This window comes from Microvirga pakistanensis, from assembly GCF_004458765.1.
In the GTDB taxonomy this organism is placed as follows: Bacteria; Pseudomonadota; Alphaproteobacteria; order Rhizobiales; family Beijerinckiaceae; genus Microvirga; species Microvirga pakistanensis.
In genome coordinates this window covers 1-14644 of sequence record NZ_SPJX01000664.1, presented here as the reverse complement: position 1 = coordinate 14644, position 14644 = coordinate 1, and the positions used below count along the sequence as shown (strand labels likewise).

Here is a 14644-nt window from a genome sequence, read left to right as displayed (position 1 = left end):
TCGACGAACGCGGATCTGTCGAAAGGACGCGAGAACGATAACCGCCAATGAGCGGAACGATGAGGAAACGGTCTGCTGCACGACATGGAGGGCGGCGAGAATGGAACGCAAGTCGGTCCCAGTCTATGAAGTTATTGTCTTTCCACCATCCGCATCGTTTCGGTGGAACGTGCATGACTACCCTCATCACCTAGCGAAATGGCATTATCACGCCGAATACGAACTCCATCTCATCCAGAACTCTTCGGGTACCATGATGATCGGGGATTTCGTTGGTCCTTTCGAGCCCGAGTGCCTTGTCCTGACCGGCCCCAACCTGCCTCACAACTGGCTGAGTGATTCAGGAAGCCTGACCGTTCCTGACAGAGACATGCTGATCCAGTTCAGCCCCGAATGCGCCGATCGGATTTGCACGAACTTTCCTGAATTCGAGGAGGTTCAGGTGCTGCTGTCCGAGGCTGCATTCGGACTGCTGTTCTCTGGTGAAACCGCGCGTCAGGGGGCCGCCCTTCTCAGGCAGATCGGTGGCGCTCAAGGTGCGCGACGGATGATCCTCTTTCTGGAACTGATGGCGATACTGGCAAGAAATCCTTCCGAGCGCAGAACGCTGTCCCATCGTGCTCCCGCTGCCACGATCCCGTCGCGCCCGTCGGAAAAAGCGGAGCGTGCCATCAACTACATTCACAACAATTATTATTCGGACGTTCATCTGACCGCCGTTGCACAACTCTGCGGGATGGAGCCGAGCGCCTTCTCGCGCTTCTTCAAGAAGCAGACCGGGCATACCTTCGCGAAATATGTCAACCAGACGCGTATTTACTCTGCCTGCACGCTCTTGGCTCACACCGACCGATCCGTCACCGAGATCTGCTTTGACGTCGGGTTCAACAATATTGCGAACTTCAATCGACAATTCGTGAAGTTCTGCGATCAAACACCTTCCGCCTATCGTCGAACGGCGCGCCGCTGCACCACGCCGGGGCCGGCTCCGCTTCAGGACCATGTTTTCCTGTCGTCCAGATACGGATTTAACCCGACGGCGGACAAAAAAGTACAAATCCCGATGAGGAGAGGCGTGGAAGAGTTCGCCGGCGCTTCATAAAATTTCCTAGGAAGCGGCACGAGACGTTCGCGCAGCTTCCGGGAGCCGGGTCAGACAATCACCTTCTGATTTGTTCGCCCCGAGCCTGCCAAAACAATACGGCCAGCTCCCAAGGAGGGGCGCCGCATATTCTGTTCTCGGCGAAACGACAATGCGTCTTTCGCCAGAACGAGTTCGGGAGGGAAAACGCCATGTATCACTTCAAGGGACTGATCGCCTCTGCATTTGCGACTGCATTGCTCTCAAGCACGACTCCGGCGCTTGCCGACTTTTGGTCTGACGCTGCGAAAGGACTGGAAGGGACGACCATCCGAGGCATCTCCGAGAGCACGCCGCCGTCCAACTACGCCAAGGACGTCCTGGGTCCTGCATTCACGAAGGCAACCGGCATCAAGGTCGAGTTCGAGGCAACGTCCTGGGACCAGATGTACGACAAGGCGATCAAGGACATGGAAGCCAATACCGGCATCTATGACTTCGTCTATATCGAGCAGGACATCATCTACAGCTATCTCGCCCGCAATTTCCTGGTGGATATCACTGCGGATCTGAACGAAAGCCCCAATCTCAAGTCGCCCACTTTCGACATATCGAAGTTCACGAGCTTCGTTGACAACTTCAAGAACGACAAGGGCAACCTGTTCGGCGTTCCGATGGAGGCTTTCATCAAGGTCTATCTGTACCGCAAGGACCTGTTCAACGATCCCAAGGTCAAGGAGGCCTACAAGGCCAAATACGGCGCCGACCTTGCCCCGGCAAAGGATCACAAGGAATATCGCCAGATCGCTGAGTTCTTCACGGAATGGGGAAAGTCCAGCGGCGGGGAGCTTTGGGGAACAACCGTCCAGGCGGCCTCGGGCCATCCTGCATCGGTTTATGAGGTGGTCGAAAGCGTTTTCCCGACCTATGGGATCTACAACTGGGGTATCGATGCGAAGACCTATGGCGCATCGGTTGCGAATGGCGGGCGTCTCAACAGTCCCGAAGCCAAGGCGGCTCTCGCTTGGTGGATCGGCAATCTCGCCTATGCACCACCGGAATCGACATCGAGCACCTGGGACGAGATTGCCGCGACCTTCGCTGCGGGCAGGGCGGCACAAGGACTCGTATACGGAGAGAATGCCGCCTGGATCGCAACGGATGACAAGAAGTCGACAGTCGTCGGAAAGGTCGGTGTGGCGCTCCCGCCCGTTGAACCCGGCGTCATCGAGCAGGCCACATCGGGCCAGGGCTATATCGGCTATTACGACGGCGGCGCCTTCGGCATCCCGCATTCGTCGAAGAACAAGAAGGCCGCTCTGCTCTGGCTGCAGTACATCGGGCAAGAATCCGTGCAGGCGGACTGGGCACTTGCCGGATCGCGCATCACCCATAATGCCACCTACGATGATCCGAAGGTGAAGGAGCAGGACAAGAAGGTCGACGGCTATTACACCCTGATGCGCGAGAAAGGACCGCTCTTCCGTGGTGCTCCTCCCTTCCCGTTCCACAATCAGGTGCGTGAGGCTATCGCTCCCTTCATCTACCAGGCGATCACAGGCGAGCTGAAGCCTGACGAAGCGCTCGACAAGGCGGCTGCTGCAGCGGATGCAGAGTTGAAGAATCTGGGCTACCGTAAGTAAAGCACCTATCCTCCTGAACTCTCTTGGCCACCGCGTTCCGCTGCGGTGGCCATCAAACCCAAATCGCTGATCCGTCGGGATCGGTTGGCAGGAGCACACGATGCGTTCGTCCTCGGTGGGATGGCTATTCCTCGCGCCGACCCTCCTCATCCTGTTCGTCTTTGGGGTTCTACCCTTCCTCTACGTGCTTGTCATCGGCTTCACGCAGTGGAACAGTTTCGCTGCCGACCCTGAGATGCGGTTTACGGGAGCCGACAATTTCAGGCGCCTCGTCTTTGACGACCAGTTCCTCTACTCCCTGTGGCTGACGCTGAAATTCGCGTTCTTTGCCGTCGTGAGCGAGATCGTGCTGGGATACTTTCTGGCCCAAGCGTTCATGCGGGACTTTCCCGGCAAGGGGTTCTTCCGCACCATTCACACATTGCCGCTTGTGATCGCCCCGATCGCTGTCGGCGCCACTTGGCGCCTTCTGACGGTGCCCGGCCTCGGACCCTTGCCGTATTACCTGAACCGCTGGTTCGGCTATGAGTTCAACATCAGCCGATATATCGATCAAGCCTTTTTCACCACGGTTGTCATGGATGTGTGGCATTGGACGCCACTCGTCACACTAACCCTTCTCGCGGCGCTCTCCTCCTTGCCGAAGGAGCCGTTCGAGCAGGCCCAGATCGATGGCGCGAACCGCTTTCAGATTTTCTGGCATATCACCCTGCCGCTGCTGAAGCCTGCCATTCTCGCAACGGTCTTCATCAGGATGATGGATGCGCTGCGCACCGTCGACGAGGTCTGGATGCTGACCGGCGGCGGGCCCGGGGCCGCCACACGTTACATCGGGCTGCACATCTGGCGTGTGGTGTTTCCAAAAACCGATTACGGGTATGGATCAGCCATGTCGCTCATCACACTCTATCTTACGATCGTCCTTTGCTGGATGCTCTACGCGGGGCTCGTCGCACGGCGCGACTTGAAGAGGGCTGACTGATGCGTCACTTGCGCAACAAAGCGTCGGCTTCGCTTGGGGCCATTCTGTTCTGGCTTATCTCCAGCATCGTCACGCTGCTGCCGATCTACTGGATGTTCGTCGTCTCCGCCAGGAGCCGCGTCCAGCTGTTCGGCAGCCCGAGTTTCCTGATCACGAGCTTCTTCACCGAAAACTATACGAGCACGGTGAGCGATCCGGCGTTCCAACGGTACATGGTCAATTCCATTGTTATTGCCACGGCAAATGCAGTTCTCGTGACGACCCTGGCCCTGTTCGCAACCTATGCCTTGTCGCGCTACAAGCTGCCAGGGAAGGAAAACCTGTTTTTCTGGACGATCACAAACCGTATGGCGCCGCCGGCAGTATTCCTGCTGCCGCTGTTCCTTCTCTATACCCAGGTCTTTGTGGTGGCGGATGTAAGGCTGTTCGACACGAAGATCGGCCTGATCCTTCTCTATTGCGTCTTCAATCTTCCGTTCGCGATCTGGACCTTGAGGGGGATGATCGACGCAATTCCGAAGGAGCTTGATGAGGCTGCCTTCGTCGACGGCGCCAACACATGGCAGGTCCTGACCAAAGTCATCCTGCCACTGGCCAAACCTGGTCTTGCTGTCACCGGAATTCTCACCTGGGTGTTCGCGTGGAACGAATACCTGTTCGCGGCAACGTTGACCAGCGTGCACGCGCGAACCATTACGACTGGACTTGCCGAGTTCGTGACCGTCACCGGCACCAATTGGGGTCGGATGGCTGCGACGGCGATGTTGACCCTTGTCCCGGCCCTTCTCGTGCTCGGCCTAGCGCAGCGTCACATCGTGGCGGGTCTTACCTTCGGGGCTGTCAAGGAGTGATCTGTGAGCGATCGAGCGGAGAAAACTGAGGGGAGGCGGCACGGTTTCCTACCTATTGAGACCAATGCGTTTGACCGTGTCTTCATCGCGGTCTTGCTGTTCGTGGCCTTGCACCTGTTCTGGATGCGCTTCGTCGAAGCTGCTCTCCCTCTCGGCGTTGCCACGGTGTTGTCGCTGGTCCTTGGGGCAATCATTGTCATGCGTGGATAAGGAGGAGCTTCGATGAAAGCGCTCGTTCTTGAGGAAAAGGGAAAGCTCGTTCTCCGTGATCACGTCGTCGAGGAGGAGCTTGGCCCGCGGGATGTTCGTATCCAGTTGAAGGTCGTGGGCGTGTGCGGCAGCGATGTGCATTATTACACGCATGGCGCCATCGGCCCGTTCGTGGTTCGGGAGCCTATGGTTCTCGGCCACGAGGCAGCCGGTGTCATTTCCGAGGTCGGCGCTGCCGTTCACGAGTTCAATGTGGGGGACCGGGTTTGCATGGAACCGGGAGTCCCGGATCCGGCCAGCCGGGCGACGCGCCTGGGATTGTATAATCTCGATCCCGCCGTCAGGTTCTGGGCCACGCCTCCGATTCACGGTGTCCTCCGTCCGAGTGTCGTTCATCCTGCGGATTTTACGTTCAAGCTGCCGGACAATGTGTCTTTCGAAGCGGCGGCCATGGTTGAGCCCCTGGCTGTGGGGGTTCATGCGGCGACGAAGGCTCAGGTCAGGCCCGGGGACATCGCGGTCGTCATCGGTGCTGGACCGATCGGTCTCGTGACGGTCCTCTCGGCTCTTGCAGCTGGATGTGCTCGGGTGATCGTGAGCGACGTCGATGACGACAAGCTCGCGATTGCTGCGACGCTGGGCCCGGTCAACCCGGTCAATGTGCGCGACCGCGATCTCGTCGAGGCGGTGCGTGCGGAAACGGACGGATGGGGGGCCGATATCGTGTTCGAATGCTCCGGGAACGAGAAAGCCGCGGCCGATGTGTTCGACCCGCTTTGCCCTGGAGGGAGGGTCATTTATGTGGGCATCCCGCTGGAGCCGATCGCTTACGACGTCGCCAAGGCTCAGGTGAAAGAGGCTCGGGTCGAGCACGTTTTTCGCTACGCTCATGTCTTCCCACGCTGTATCGCCATGCTTGCTTCGGGCGCTATCGATGTCAGTCCTTTGATCACACGGACCTTTCCTTTCTCCAGGAGCGTCGAAGCCTTTGAATATGCGGCCTCCGCCCCGAAAGGGGAGGTGAAGATTCAAATCGATATGCAGGACCAGGACTAGCGGAGGAAACATGGCGCCAGTCTCCATTGTCAATGTCAGGAAGCGGTATGGCTCTGCTGAAGTCATCCATGGGGTAACCGTGGACATCGACGACGGCGAGTTCGTCATCCTGGTCGGCCCTTCCGGCTGCGGGAAATCGACCTTGCTCCGCATGATCGCGGGGCTCGAGGAAATCTCATCGGGCGACGTCAGGATCGGCGGGAACATCGTGAACGACAAGCCGCCGAAGGACCGCGACATCGCCATGGTGTTCCAGAACTATGCGCTCTATCCCCATATGACGGTCTACGATAACATGAGTTTCTCCCTCAGATTGAAGGGGCGCCCGAAATCCGAGATCGACGCGAAGGTCAGGCGGGCGGCGGCTATTCTCGACCTGGAGAAACTGCTCGAGCGCTATCCGCGTCAGCTTTCGGGCGGGCAGCGCCAGCGGNTGCGCGTCGAGATCAAGGAACTGCACCAGCGCCTCAAGACCACGACGATCTACGTGACGCACGATCAGATCGAGGCCATGACCATGGCCGACAAGATCGTGGTCATGCACGACGGCATCGTGGAGCAGATCGGCGCGCCCCTCGAACTCTACGACCGGCCCAGGAACCTGTTCGTGGCTGGCTTCATCGGATCGCCGGCCATGAACTTCATCGAGGGACAGATTTCGGTCGTCAACGGCCGCCCTCAGGTGAGAACCGAGGACGGAATTGAGCTCCCGGTGTCAGTCCTGCCCAAGCAGGTCAGTGATGGGCAGAAGATCGTTTACGGCCTTCGCCCGGAGCACATCGCGCTGGGCGAGGGGGGGCAGGTGGCGAATGTCTCCGTGATCGAGCCGACGGGTTCGGAGACGCAGGCCTTCATGAGACTCGGTTCCAATCCGCTGGTAGGTGTCTTCCGGGAGCGGATTGTGTTGCGCCCGGGCGAACGCCTCGGCATTCGCCTCGATGCCGACAAGGCGCATCTCTTTGACAAGATGACAGGACAGCGGTTGTCTTGATGGAGAGCCGAATGGAATTTGAGGGCAAGAGTGTTCTTCTGACGGGGGCCGGCAAGGGGATCGGCCGGGCGACTGCCAAGCTCCTGGCGAATCGTGGTGCTCAGGTTGTGGCGATGACCCGCACGAAAGAGGATCTCGACAGTCTGGAGGGCGAAATCGGATGCCGGTCCATCGTCGTCGACCTTGCTGATGCCACCGCGACCCGGGAGGCCGCCCGTGTGGCCGTGCCGGTCGACTATCTGGTGAACTGCGCGGGAACGACGGCGCTCGATTCCTTCCTTGAGGTAACCGCCGAAACATTCGATTGGATCTATGCGGTCAATACGCGCGCGCCGATGATCATCGCCCAGGAATATGCGCGCGATCGCGTGGCTCGTGGATTGCCGGGTGCGATCGTGAATGTTTCGTCGGTGTCGTCCTTCATCGGTTTTGCAGACCACGCGGCATACTGCGCTTCGAAAGGCGCACTCGATGCCTTGACGCGGGTCATGGCCAACGAACTCGGACGCCACGGGATTCGTGTGAATGCCATCAACCCGACGGTCACGCTCACACCGATGGCGACGAAGGCCTGGAGCGATCCCGAGAAGTCGGCGCGGATGCTCTCGCGCATTCCCTTAGGACGTTTTGCAGAGCCCGATGATATCGCTGAGGTTATTCTCTATCTTCTGAGCGATCGGGCCGCCATGCTGAACGGGCTTGCGCTGCCTGTGGACGGAGGGTTCATGATCAATTGATACATCACGGGAGCGTCAGCCGAGGTGTTGCGGCTTGTGCAGGCTTGCTCCTTCACGATAGATGGATCCCGGTGTCTCAGTGGACAGGTTCAAGTCAGATGGCTCAATCCCTTTCCCTTCATAACCTTACGTTACTTCCAGAGGCGATCGCCACGCCACGATATGCGCGCGACGCGTTGCGCGCAGGGATTCTCCACATCGGGGTCGGGAACTTTCATCGTGCCCATCAGGCCGTATACCTGGATGATCTTTTCAACCTTGGAAAAAATCTGGATTGGGCGATCGTCGGCGCGGGCGTCCGCTCGGGCGATGCCGCCATGCGGCAAGCGCTGGAGTCCCAGGACTGGCTCACGACGGTTCTGGAGCTGGAGCCTGGAGCCAATCGCACACGCGTCACTGGATCCATGATTGGTTTCGTGCCAGTCAGCGAAAGTGGCAAGGCCATCGTGGATACATTGGATGACCCAGCCATCAGGATCGTGTCTCTGACGGTAACGGAGGGTGGTTATTGCATCGATCCGGCGACTGGATCCTTCAACCCGGAGCATCCGGAAATCCGTTACGACGCATCCCATCTCGACACGCCCAGAGGCGTGTTCGGCGTGCTGCTGGCGGCCTTGAGGCGACGTCGCGAGCGAAACCTCGCTCCTTTCACGATCATGTCGTGCGACAACATCCCCCATAATGGGCGCGTGGCCATGGAGGCCGTCGCAGGCCTCGCCGATTTGATCGACCCGTCCCTCGCTGCTTATGTGCGCGAGGCCGTCGCATTTCCTAACAGCATGGTCGATCGCATCACTCCTGCCACCACGGACCGGGAGCGCGCCATCCTGGAGGAGCGGTTCGGCATCCGCGACAACTGGCCTGTCTTCTGCGAGCCCTTCCGGCAGTGGGTCCTCGAGGACCGCTTCCCCACAGGACGACCTGCCCTCGAGGAGGTCGGCGTCACCTTCACGCCGCATGTTGCAGCCTTCGAGCTGATGAAACTGCGCATCCTCAATGGAGGGCATGCGGCCATCGCCTATCCGGCCGCCCTGCTGGGCATACATTTCGTCCATGACGCCATGGCGGATCCGCTCGTGCGGGGCTTTCTCGACAAGCTGGAGGCTGAAGAGATCATTCCTCATGTGCCACCGGTGCCGGGCGTCGACCTGATCGGGTATTATCAGCTCATCGCTCGTCGCTTTTCCAATCCTGACGTCGGCGATACCGTTCCCCGGTTGGCACAGGACGGTTCGAACCGGCAGCCGAAGTTCATCCTGCCGTCCACCCGCGCCCGGCTGCAGGCGGGAGCTGATGTGACCGGGCTTGCGCTGGAATCCGCTCTTTGGTGCCGCTATTGCGCAGCAACGACCGATGCAGGCGAACAGATCCTGCTCAATGATGCGAATGCCGAGCGCTTGACGCCAGCTGCCCTCGCGGCCCGAGGGAACCCTGGCGTCTTCTTGGAGCTGCATGACATTTTCGGCGATCTTGCCGCAGTACCGCAGTTCCGTTCACGTTTCCAAACGGCACTCGACTCCATCTGGCGGGAAGGCACGCGCGCGACGCTGCAACGCTACCTAGATGGAAAGCTCGGTTGACACCAACTGCTACACCATGAGCAACGAGCGATGTCATGAAGGAGGTAGCCGATGTACATGGGCATTGATTTAGGCACCTCCAGCGTCAAGGTTCTTCTCATCAAAGAAAGTGGAACGGTTATCGACGAGGCAGCAGTGCCGCTCGCCCTGTCACGTCCGCACCCTCTCTGGTCCGAGCAGGAACCGCAGGCATGGTGGGATGCCGCTGTGGCTGCCGTCCGCAGCTTGCGGGCGCGTCGCTCTCTCGACGGCGTGACTGGGATCGGCCTTTCCGGACAAATGCACGGTGCGGTTCTTTTGGACCAGAGCGACGAGGTCCTCCGACCGGCCATTCTCTGGAACGACGGACGTGCAGGGGCGGAATGCAAGGAGCTTGAGCGGCGTGAGCCTGCCAGCCGCACCATCACCGGGAACTTGGCGATGCCGGGCTTTACCGCTCCCAAGCTCATCTGGGTCGCCAAGAACGAGCCTGATGTTTTTGCGCGCATAGCGCGCATTCTGCTCCCGAAAGACTGGATCCGCCTGAAGCTCACGGGCGAGGCCGTGAGCGACATGTCCGATTCTGCCGGGACTCTTTGGCTGGATGTCGAGAAGCGACAATGGTCCGCTGCGATGCTCGAAGCGACGGGCCTCGACGAGAGACAGATGCCGCGCCTCGTCGAAGGAACCGAAGTATCCGGACATCTTTCGCGGAAGGCCGCGATGACGCTAGGTCTCCGTCCTGGCATCCCGGTCGCCGGAGGCGGCGGCGACAATGCCGCTGGAGCCGTCGGGATCGGCGTCGTGCGCCCTGGTGCGGCCTTCCTGTCGCTCGGCACATCGGGGGTGATCTTCGTAGCCGACGATGCCCTTAAGAAGGATCCCGAGCGGGCGGTTCATGCGTTCTGTCACTGCATTCCCGGCATGTGGCATCGCATGGCGGTGATCTTGTCGGCGGCTGCCACGCTGTCGTTCACGGCTCGCCTCGTTGGCGCTCCCGACGAAGCCTCGCTGCTCGCCGAGACGGAAGCGGCAGGTCTTGCAATCCAGAACCGGAGCCGCCTTGTCTTCCTGCCCTATCTCAGTGGAGAACGGACGCCTCACAACGATCCCAGCGCTTCAGGCGTCGTCTTCGGACTCGACGGGGCGACAACGCGGGCCGATCTCGGCCGTGCCGCTCTTGAAGGGGTGGCATTCGCTCTGGCGGATGGGCTGGAGGCCCTCGAAGCCCATGGTGGAACGATCAAAACACTCTCCGTCATCGGCGGAGGTGCTCGCTCGAGACTATGGGGGCGGATCCTGGCGGCGGCGCTGCAGAGGCCCCTCACATATCACCAGGGAGGGGAGGTGGGGCCGGCACTGGGTGCAGCGCGCTTGGCCGGAATCGCCGCCACGAGGGCAAGTGTCGATGAGGCCTGTCCCCCGCCACCTGTCTCTCATGTCATCGAACCGGAGCCTGACTTGGTGGAGACTCTGGAGCCACGCCGGGCGTTGTTCCGCCGACTCTATTCCGATCTGAAAGCGTCCTTTGCGGTATCGGTAGCCTGAATCATTGTTCCCGCATCGAGCAGGAGTACTCGGCACGACAGTTTTCTGCTCGGAGACTAGGCGGCTCAAGCATGAGTGCTACTTCTCCTGTATCCCATAGGCCTCTTCGCGGCCGACGATGGGTACGGGAGGAAAGTTATGCGACGACTTGCCAGTCTTACGGCCCTGCTGGCCGCTACAGGTAGCATTGCGTACGCCCAGAACACCTTGCCTCAGGTCAACGATGCCTATTTCCGTTCAGCTCAGGCCGCTCTCCAGGAGCGCCTCCGCATGTCGCCCAACACCAACCGCGCAAAGAACGTGATCCTGTTCGTTGGAGACGGCATGGGCATCTCCACGGTGACGGCCGGCCGGATCTATGAGGGGCAGAAGCGTGGTGTCGATGGCGAGTCGAACTCCCTCGCCATGGAGAAGCTGCCCTATGCCGCTCTTTCGAAGACCTACACTCACGATGCACAGGTGGCGGACTCTGCGCCCACCGCAGTCGCCATGGTGACCGGCGTCAAGACACGCAACGACGTGATCGGAGTGAATAGCGAAGTCGAGGTTGGCGATTGCGCCGGATCGAAGGGCCGAGAGGTCCTCAGCCTTGCTGCCTTGGCCGAGCGGGCAGGGCAGGCCACCGGCATCGTCTCGACGGCCCGCATCACCCATGCAACCCCAGCAGCCATGTATGCGCATACGCCCCATCGTGACTGGGAAGCGGACTCGAACATGCCGCCGGAAGCCATTGCGGCAGGATGCTGGGATATTGCTCAACAACTTGCAGCGTGGCCGCACGGCGACGGGTTCGAGGTCATCCTGGGCGGCGGCCGCGATCGCTTCCTGCCGGAAACCGAAAACGATCCCGAGGATAAGGACCGCAAGGGGTCCCGCAAAGACGGGCGCAACCTCGTGCAGGAATGGCAGAATCGCTATTCCAACAGTGGCGTATTCCTGTGGAACAAGGAGCAGTTCGACAAGCTCGATTCCAAGACCCCGCACGTCCTGGGGCTCTTCGAGCGGTCACATATGCGCTACGAAGCCGACCGACTCAAAGACAATGGCGGCGAGCCGTCTCTCGCAGAATTGACCGTGAAAAGCATCGACATGCTGAGACAGAATCCGAACGGGTTTTTTCTCATGGTGGAAGGCGGGCGCATCGATCACGCCCATCACGACGGCAATGCGTATCGATCGCTCGAGGACATGGTGGCGTTCGACAATGCCATCAAAGCGGCCCTGGAGAAGGTGAACCTGGACGAGACCCTGGTGATCGTGACCGCGGACCACAGCCACACGCTGACCATCAGCGGCTATCCGAAGCGCGGCAACCCGATCCTCGAGACGATCATTGAGCCTGACGGGAAGCCCAAACTTGGAAAGGATGGAAAGCCCTTCACAACCCTCGGATATGCGAATGGCCCTGGCGCCGTGAAAGAGAACGAGCCGCGTCCGACTCCCGCTAACACGACCTCGCCGGACTATAAGCAGCAATCTCTGGTGCCCCTCGACAGCGAGACGCATGGAGGCGAGGATGTTGCGATCTTCGCAGGTGGACCCTGGGCTCACCTCTTTGCCGGCGCGGTCGAGCAGAACTACATCTATCATGTGATCGACCACGCCACGAAGCTGAGCGAACGGTCGGGACTTCGAGCGGCCCAGTAGTCCTCCGTCGGGGCGGTCCCGCCGCCCCGATTGCCTCTCCCCTGCGCTCATCCGTCACTGGTTGATGGGGCAGTTATGCCTGACGTGCGCAGGAGCGCTGGAGCATGACCTGCGCGGAAAATCCCGTGAGAGATCCCTGCAGATTGTGCTGTCTCAAGAGCGATGCGCTGTTGAGTTTCGGAAGAAAGCTGACTACAGAACGGGTTCGTTCCCATTCGAACATTGCCCATGCATCTGCGATTCAGTCCCATCAGACCATTTCGGCCGGCCTGGCGAAGCATGTGCCGGGTCATGAGCCTCGATCCCCGGGAGCATGGGCCGGAGCAGCGATCTCGTTTTAGATCCGCTTTCTCGCCCCGTGTGATGGACTCCGCACGAACCGGCACCATCGCCATGGTGTCTTCCCCCCTGCAGCCGGTTTAAACGAATTTCGTTGCCGGTGTGGTCCGGCAGCCTCCTCTTCCTTCGCGTCTTTATTGGATCGTGATGCAGGACCGCCGGATCCCAGCCCGCTGAGAGAAGGAGCGCCCTGACGTGAACAGGGTATGGACAGAAGAAGAGCTTGAGATTCTGCGCCGTGACAGAGCTGCGAAAGTTCCGGTTCCTGTTACGGCTGCGAAACTCGGGAGACCGGTGCCCGCCACATATGCCAGAGCGCGCCTGATCGGCACGCTTGTCCAACCCCATCAGCCATGGGACGAGGCAAGCGTCGCTCGCCTGCGCGAGCTCGTGTCCGCAGACCCACCCATGACGGACAAGAGGATTGCGGAGGCGCTCGGGAGAACCGTCACCCAGATACGCTGGAAGATGCAGGACCTTGAGCTGATCGGTGTCAGGGATCTCTCAAAGCTGGCAAAGATCACAGCGTCCGGAACGGCGACAAGGCCTGCGAAGTTGCTCCCGCAGAAGTCAGGCCTTCCCACGCGAAGTGTCGCGAAGAAATCGCTTTCCGTTCCCGGCGCTGCACCTCAAGCGCAAGGGAGAAATCTCGTCAACAGGGCATATCCTGCGCCGGCTTACCACCCTCGTGCTGCCCTTGAGCGTGTGCTCAAGGACCTGGAAACTACCCTGGCGGAGCGCCTGAAAACTTTCGTCTCCGAAGCGGAGGCCGGCATGGTCCGAGCCGCGACTGATGCCATCGCGGAGAAGCGCCGCATCGACAAGCGCCTTGCGGAACTCGGCAAGCGTATCGTCGATGCGCAAGCGGACCGCATTGCGAGAGTCGCGCCCATGAAGGTTCAAGCAAAGGCAGCCGATGTTCATGTGCCATCACAGCGTCGTGCGCACCAGGCTGCGCCGCTCGTGCGCGAACACGAACCTTCTTCGAACGAGCCAAATCCCACCCCCACCAGATCTCTTTCCAAATCTCTTGCAAGGAAGCCTGTTATTCCCGCGGCACAGGTTGTGTCTCAGGCCGCATCTCCTCGTCAGACGCAGCCGTCGGCTCCGCCTCCAAAGATCCTTGTGGTAGAAGCGCCGGCGGCGATCCGTGCCGAGCCAAGTCCGAGCTCGGATCCGGTTCAGGTCTCTGGCCGAGGTGGATGGAAATCCGTGCGCCGGGATCCGGCACGCGTCGCGGCTCAGGCGAAAGCCAAGGCGACAAGTCGTGCCGATGCTGTCGATCTCGCCCAAGCCGCTCAGGCCGCCATCAACCGTTTCATCGCGGAGCGTGGTGTCACGAAGACAGAGAGAAGAGGAGTTCAGGCACTAGTCTCTCGCCTCCAGGCGAGGGGCTATATCGTGGTTCAGGATGGAGACGGCTGGGTCATCGACCAGCGTCATCGTGTTGAGAACGAAACTGCGCTCATTGCCTTCGCAGAGGCTCGCGGCATCTCGGATAATATGGCTGCATGAGAAACCGGGTCAGCTCCTCGCAGGACAGAGATGGAGGAGTTGACCTTTTGTCCGTTGCAGAATGCTGTCTGTCTCACCTCATGATGGTTGAATAAAACAAGAGGAGGGTCGCGATGTCGGTGCGCGCTCCTGGGACCACTTGTCCAACCTTCGAACGTATTGTCGAACACAGTCTCCTGCGAGGGCGCGAGATTATCATTTAAGTGATGTAGCGGCAGGATTGTGTGCTCTTGAGGCGGTGAAAAGGCGAAGCCGCTTCTATTGAACCGTGGAGACGCTTGTGACTTGGTGTGAGGTCTGGTTGTGTGTCTTTGTGGTGTGGTGTTTTGTGGTTTGGATAGCCCGCAAGCCTGCGTCGTTGCCATAGCAGACCCCTGATACGCCAAGCCCCCTGACGCGGGTTGCGTTCAGGGGGCTTTGGTGTGTTGGTTGCGGGGACAGGATTTGAACCTGTGACCTTCAGGTTATGAGCCTGACGAGCT

General features: G+C 59.9%; 12 protein-coding genes and 1 pseudogene. All 13 read left to right on the top strand.

Features of this window, described 5'->3' with window-relative positions:
• The first annotated feature begins 100 nt into the window (after positions 1-100).
• The 13 genes and pseudogenes from E4K09_RS26140 to E4K09_RS26085 all read left to right on the top strand — a co-directional run bounded on the left by E4K09_RS26140 (position 101) and on the right by E4K09_RS26085 (position 14162).
• Complete coding sequence (locus E4K09_RS26140; protein WP_134500568.1) at positions 101-1102, top strand: AraC family transcriptional regulator; 1002 nt, start codon at positions 101-103, stop codon at positions 1100-1102.
• Positions 1103-1293: 191 nt separating this feature from the next.
• Complete coding sequence (locus E4K09_RS26135) at positions 1294-2724, top strand: ABC transporter substrate-binding protein (RefSeq protein WP_134500567.1); 1431 nt, start codon at positions 1294-1296, stop codon at positions 2722-2724.
• Between the two features lie 100 nt (positions 2725-2824).
• The gene (locus E4K09_RS26130) at positions 2825-3706 is read left to right on the top strand and encodes a carbohydrate ABC transporter permease (protein ID WP_134500566.1); all 882 of its coding nucleotides are present in this window, start codon (positions 2825-2827) and stop codon (positions 3704-3706) included.
• Positions 3706-4557, top strand: coding sequence for a carbohydrate ABC transporter permease (locus tag E4K09_RS26125; protein WP_134500565.1), 852 nt, complete (start codon positions 3706-3708; stop codon positions 4555-4557). The genes E4K09_RS26130 and E4K09_RS26125 overlap by 1 nt, the downstream gene beginning before the upstream one ends.
• A 3-nt stretch (positions 4558-4560) precedes the next feature.
• A complete protein-coding gene (locus E4K09_RS26120; protein WP_134500564.1) occupies positions 4561-4767 on the top strand; it encodes a DUF2160 family membrane protein in 207 nt (68 codons plus the stop codon).
• Between the two features lie 12 nt (positions 4768-4779).
• Positions 4780-5823: an NAD(P)-dependent alcohol dehydrogenase gene (locus E4K09_RS26115; protein ID WP_134500563.1), complete on the top strand. Its 1044-nt coding sequence runs from the start codon at positions 4780-4782 to the stop codon at positions 5821-5823.
• A 10-nt stretch (positions 5824-5833) separates the two neighbouring features.
• Positions 5834-6256: pseudogene (locus tag E4K09_RS30520) on the top strand (ABC transporter ATP-binding protein); the annotation flags it as partial.
• Between the two features lies 1 nt (position 6257).
• A partial coding sequence (locus E4K09_RS30515; RefSeq protein ID WP_244610698.1) for an ABC transporter ATP-binding protein occupies positions 6258-6814 on the top strand: 557 nt, incomplete at its 5' end.
• A gap of 11 nt (positions 6815-6825) precedes the next feature.
• Positions 6826-7551: an SDR family oxidoreductase gene (locus E4K09_RS26105; RefSeq protein WP_134500561.1), complete on the top strand. Its 726-nt coding sequence runs from the start codon at positions 6826-6828 to the stop codon at positions 7549-7551.
• 98 nt (positions 7552-7649) lie between these two features.
• Positions 7650-9134: a mannitol dehydrogenase family protein gene (locus tag E4K09_RS26100; RefSeq protein WP_134500560.1), complete on the top strand. Its 1485-nt coding sequence runs from the start codon at positions 7650-7652 to the stop codon at positions 9132-9134.
• Positions 9135-9185: 51 nt separating this feature from the next.
• The gene (gene xylB, locus E4K09_RS26095) at positions 9186-10661 is read left to right on the top strand and encodes a xylulokinase (RefSeq protein WP_134500559.1); all 1476 of its coding nucleotides are present in this window, start codon (positions 9186-9188) and stop codon (positions 10659-10661) included.
• Between the two features lie 138 nt (positions 10662-10799).
• On the top strand, positions 10800-12308 hold the full coding sequence (locus tag E4K09_RS26090) for an alkaline phosphatase (protein WP_134500558.1): 1509 nt from the start codon (positions 10800-10802) through the stop codon (positions 12306-12308).
• 633 nt (positions 12309-12941) lie between these two features.
• Positions 12942-14162 carry a hypothetical protein gene (locus E4K09_RS26085; RefSeq protein WP_134500557.1) on the top strand — a complete coding sequence of 407 codons (1221 nt, stop codon included), beginning with the start codon at positions 12942-12944 and terminating at the stop codon, positions 14160-14162.
• Positions 14163-14644 lie beyond the last annotated feature (482 nt).

Coding starts and splice junctions, on each gene's coding strand:
- E4K09_RS26140 (WP_134500568.1), top strand. CDS start 101: ATGGAACGCAAGTCGGTCCCAGTCTATGAAGTTATTGTCTTTCCACCA.
- E4K09_RS26135 (WP_134500567.1), top strand. CDS start 1,294: ATGTATCACTTCAAGGGACTGATCGCCTCTGCATTTGCGACTGCATTG.
- E4K09_RS26130 (WP_134500566.1), top strand. CDS start 2,825: ATGCGTTCGTCCTCGGTGGGATGGCTATTCCTCGCGCCGACCCTCCTC.
- E4K09_RS26125 (WP_134500565.1), top strand. CDS start 3,706: ATGCGTCACTTGCGCAACAAAGCGTCGGCTTCGCTTGGGGCCATTCTG.
- E4K09_RS26115 (WP_134500563.1), top strand. CDS start 4,780: ATGAAAGCGCTCGTTCTTGAGGAAAAGGGAAAGCTCGTTCTCCGTGAT.
- E4K09_RS26105 (WP_134500561.1), top strand. CDS start 6,826: ATGGAATTTGAGGGCAAGAGTGTTCTTCTGACGGGGGCCGGCAAGGGG.
- E4K09_RS26100 (WP_134500560.1), top strand. CDS start 7,650: ATGGCTCAATCCCTTTCCCTTCATAACCTTACGTTACTTCCAGAGGCG.
- xylB (WP_134500559.1), top strand. CDS start 9,186: ATGTACATGGGCATTGATTTAGGCACCTCCAGCGTCAAGGTTCTTCTC.
- E4K09_RS26090 (WP_134500558.1), top strand. CDS start 10,800: ATGCGACGACTTGCCAGTCTTACGGCCCTGCTGGCCGCTACAGGTAGC.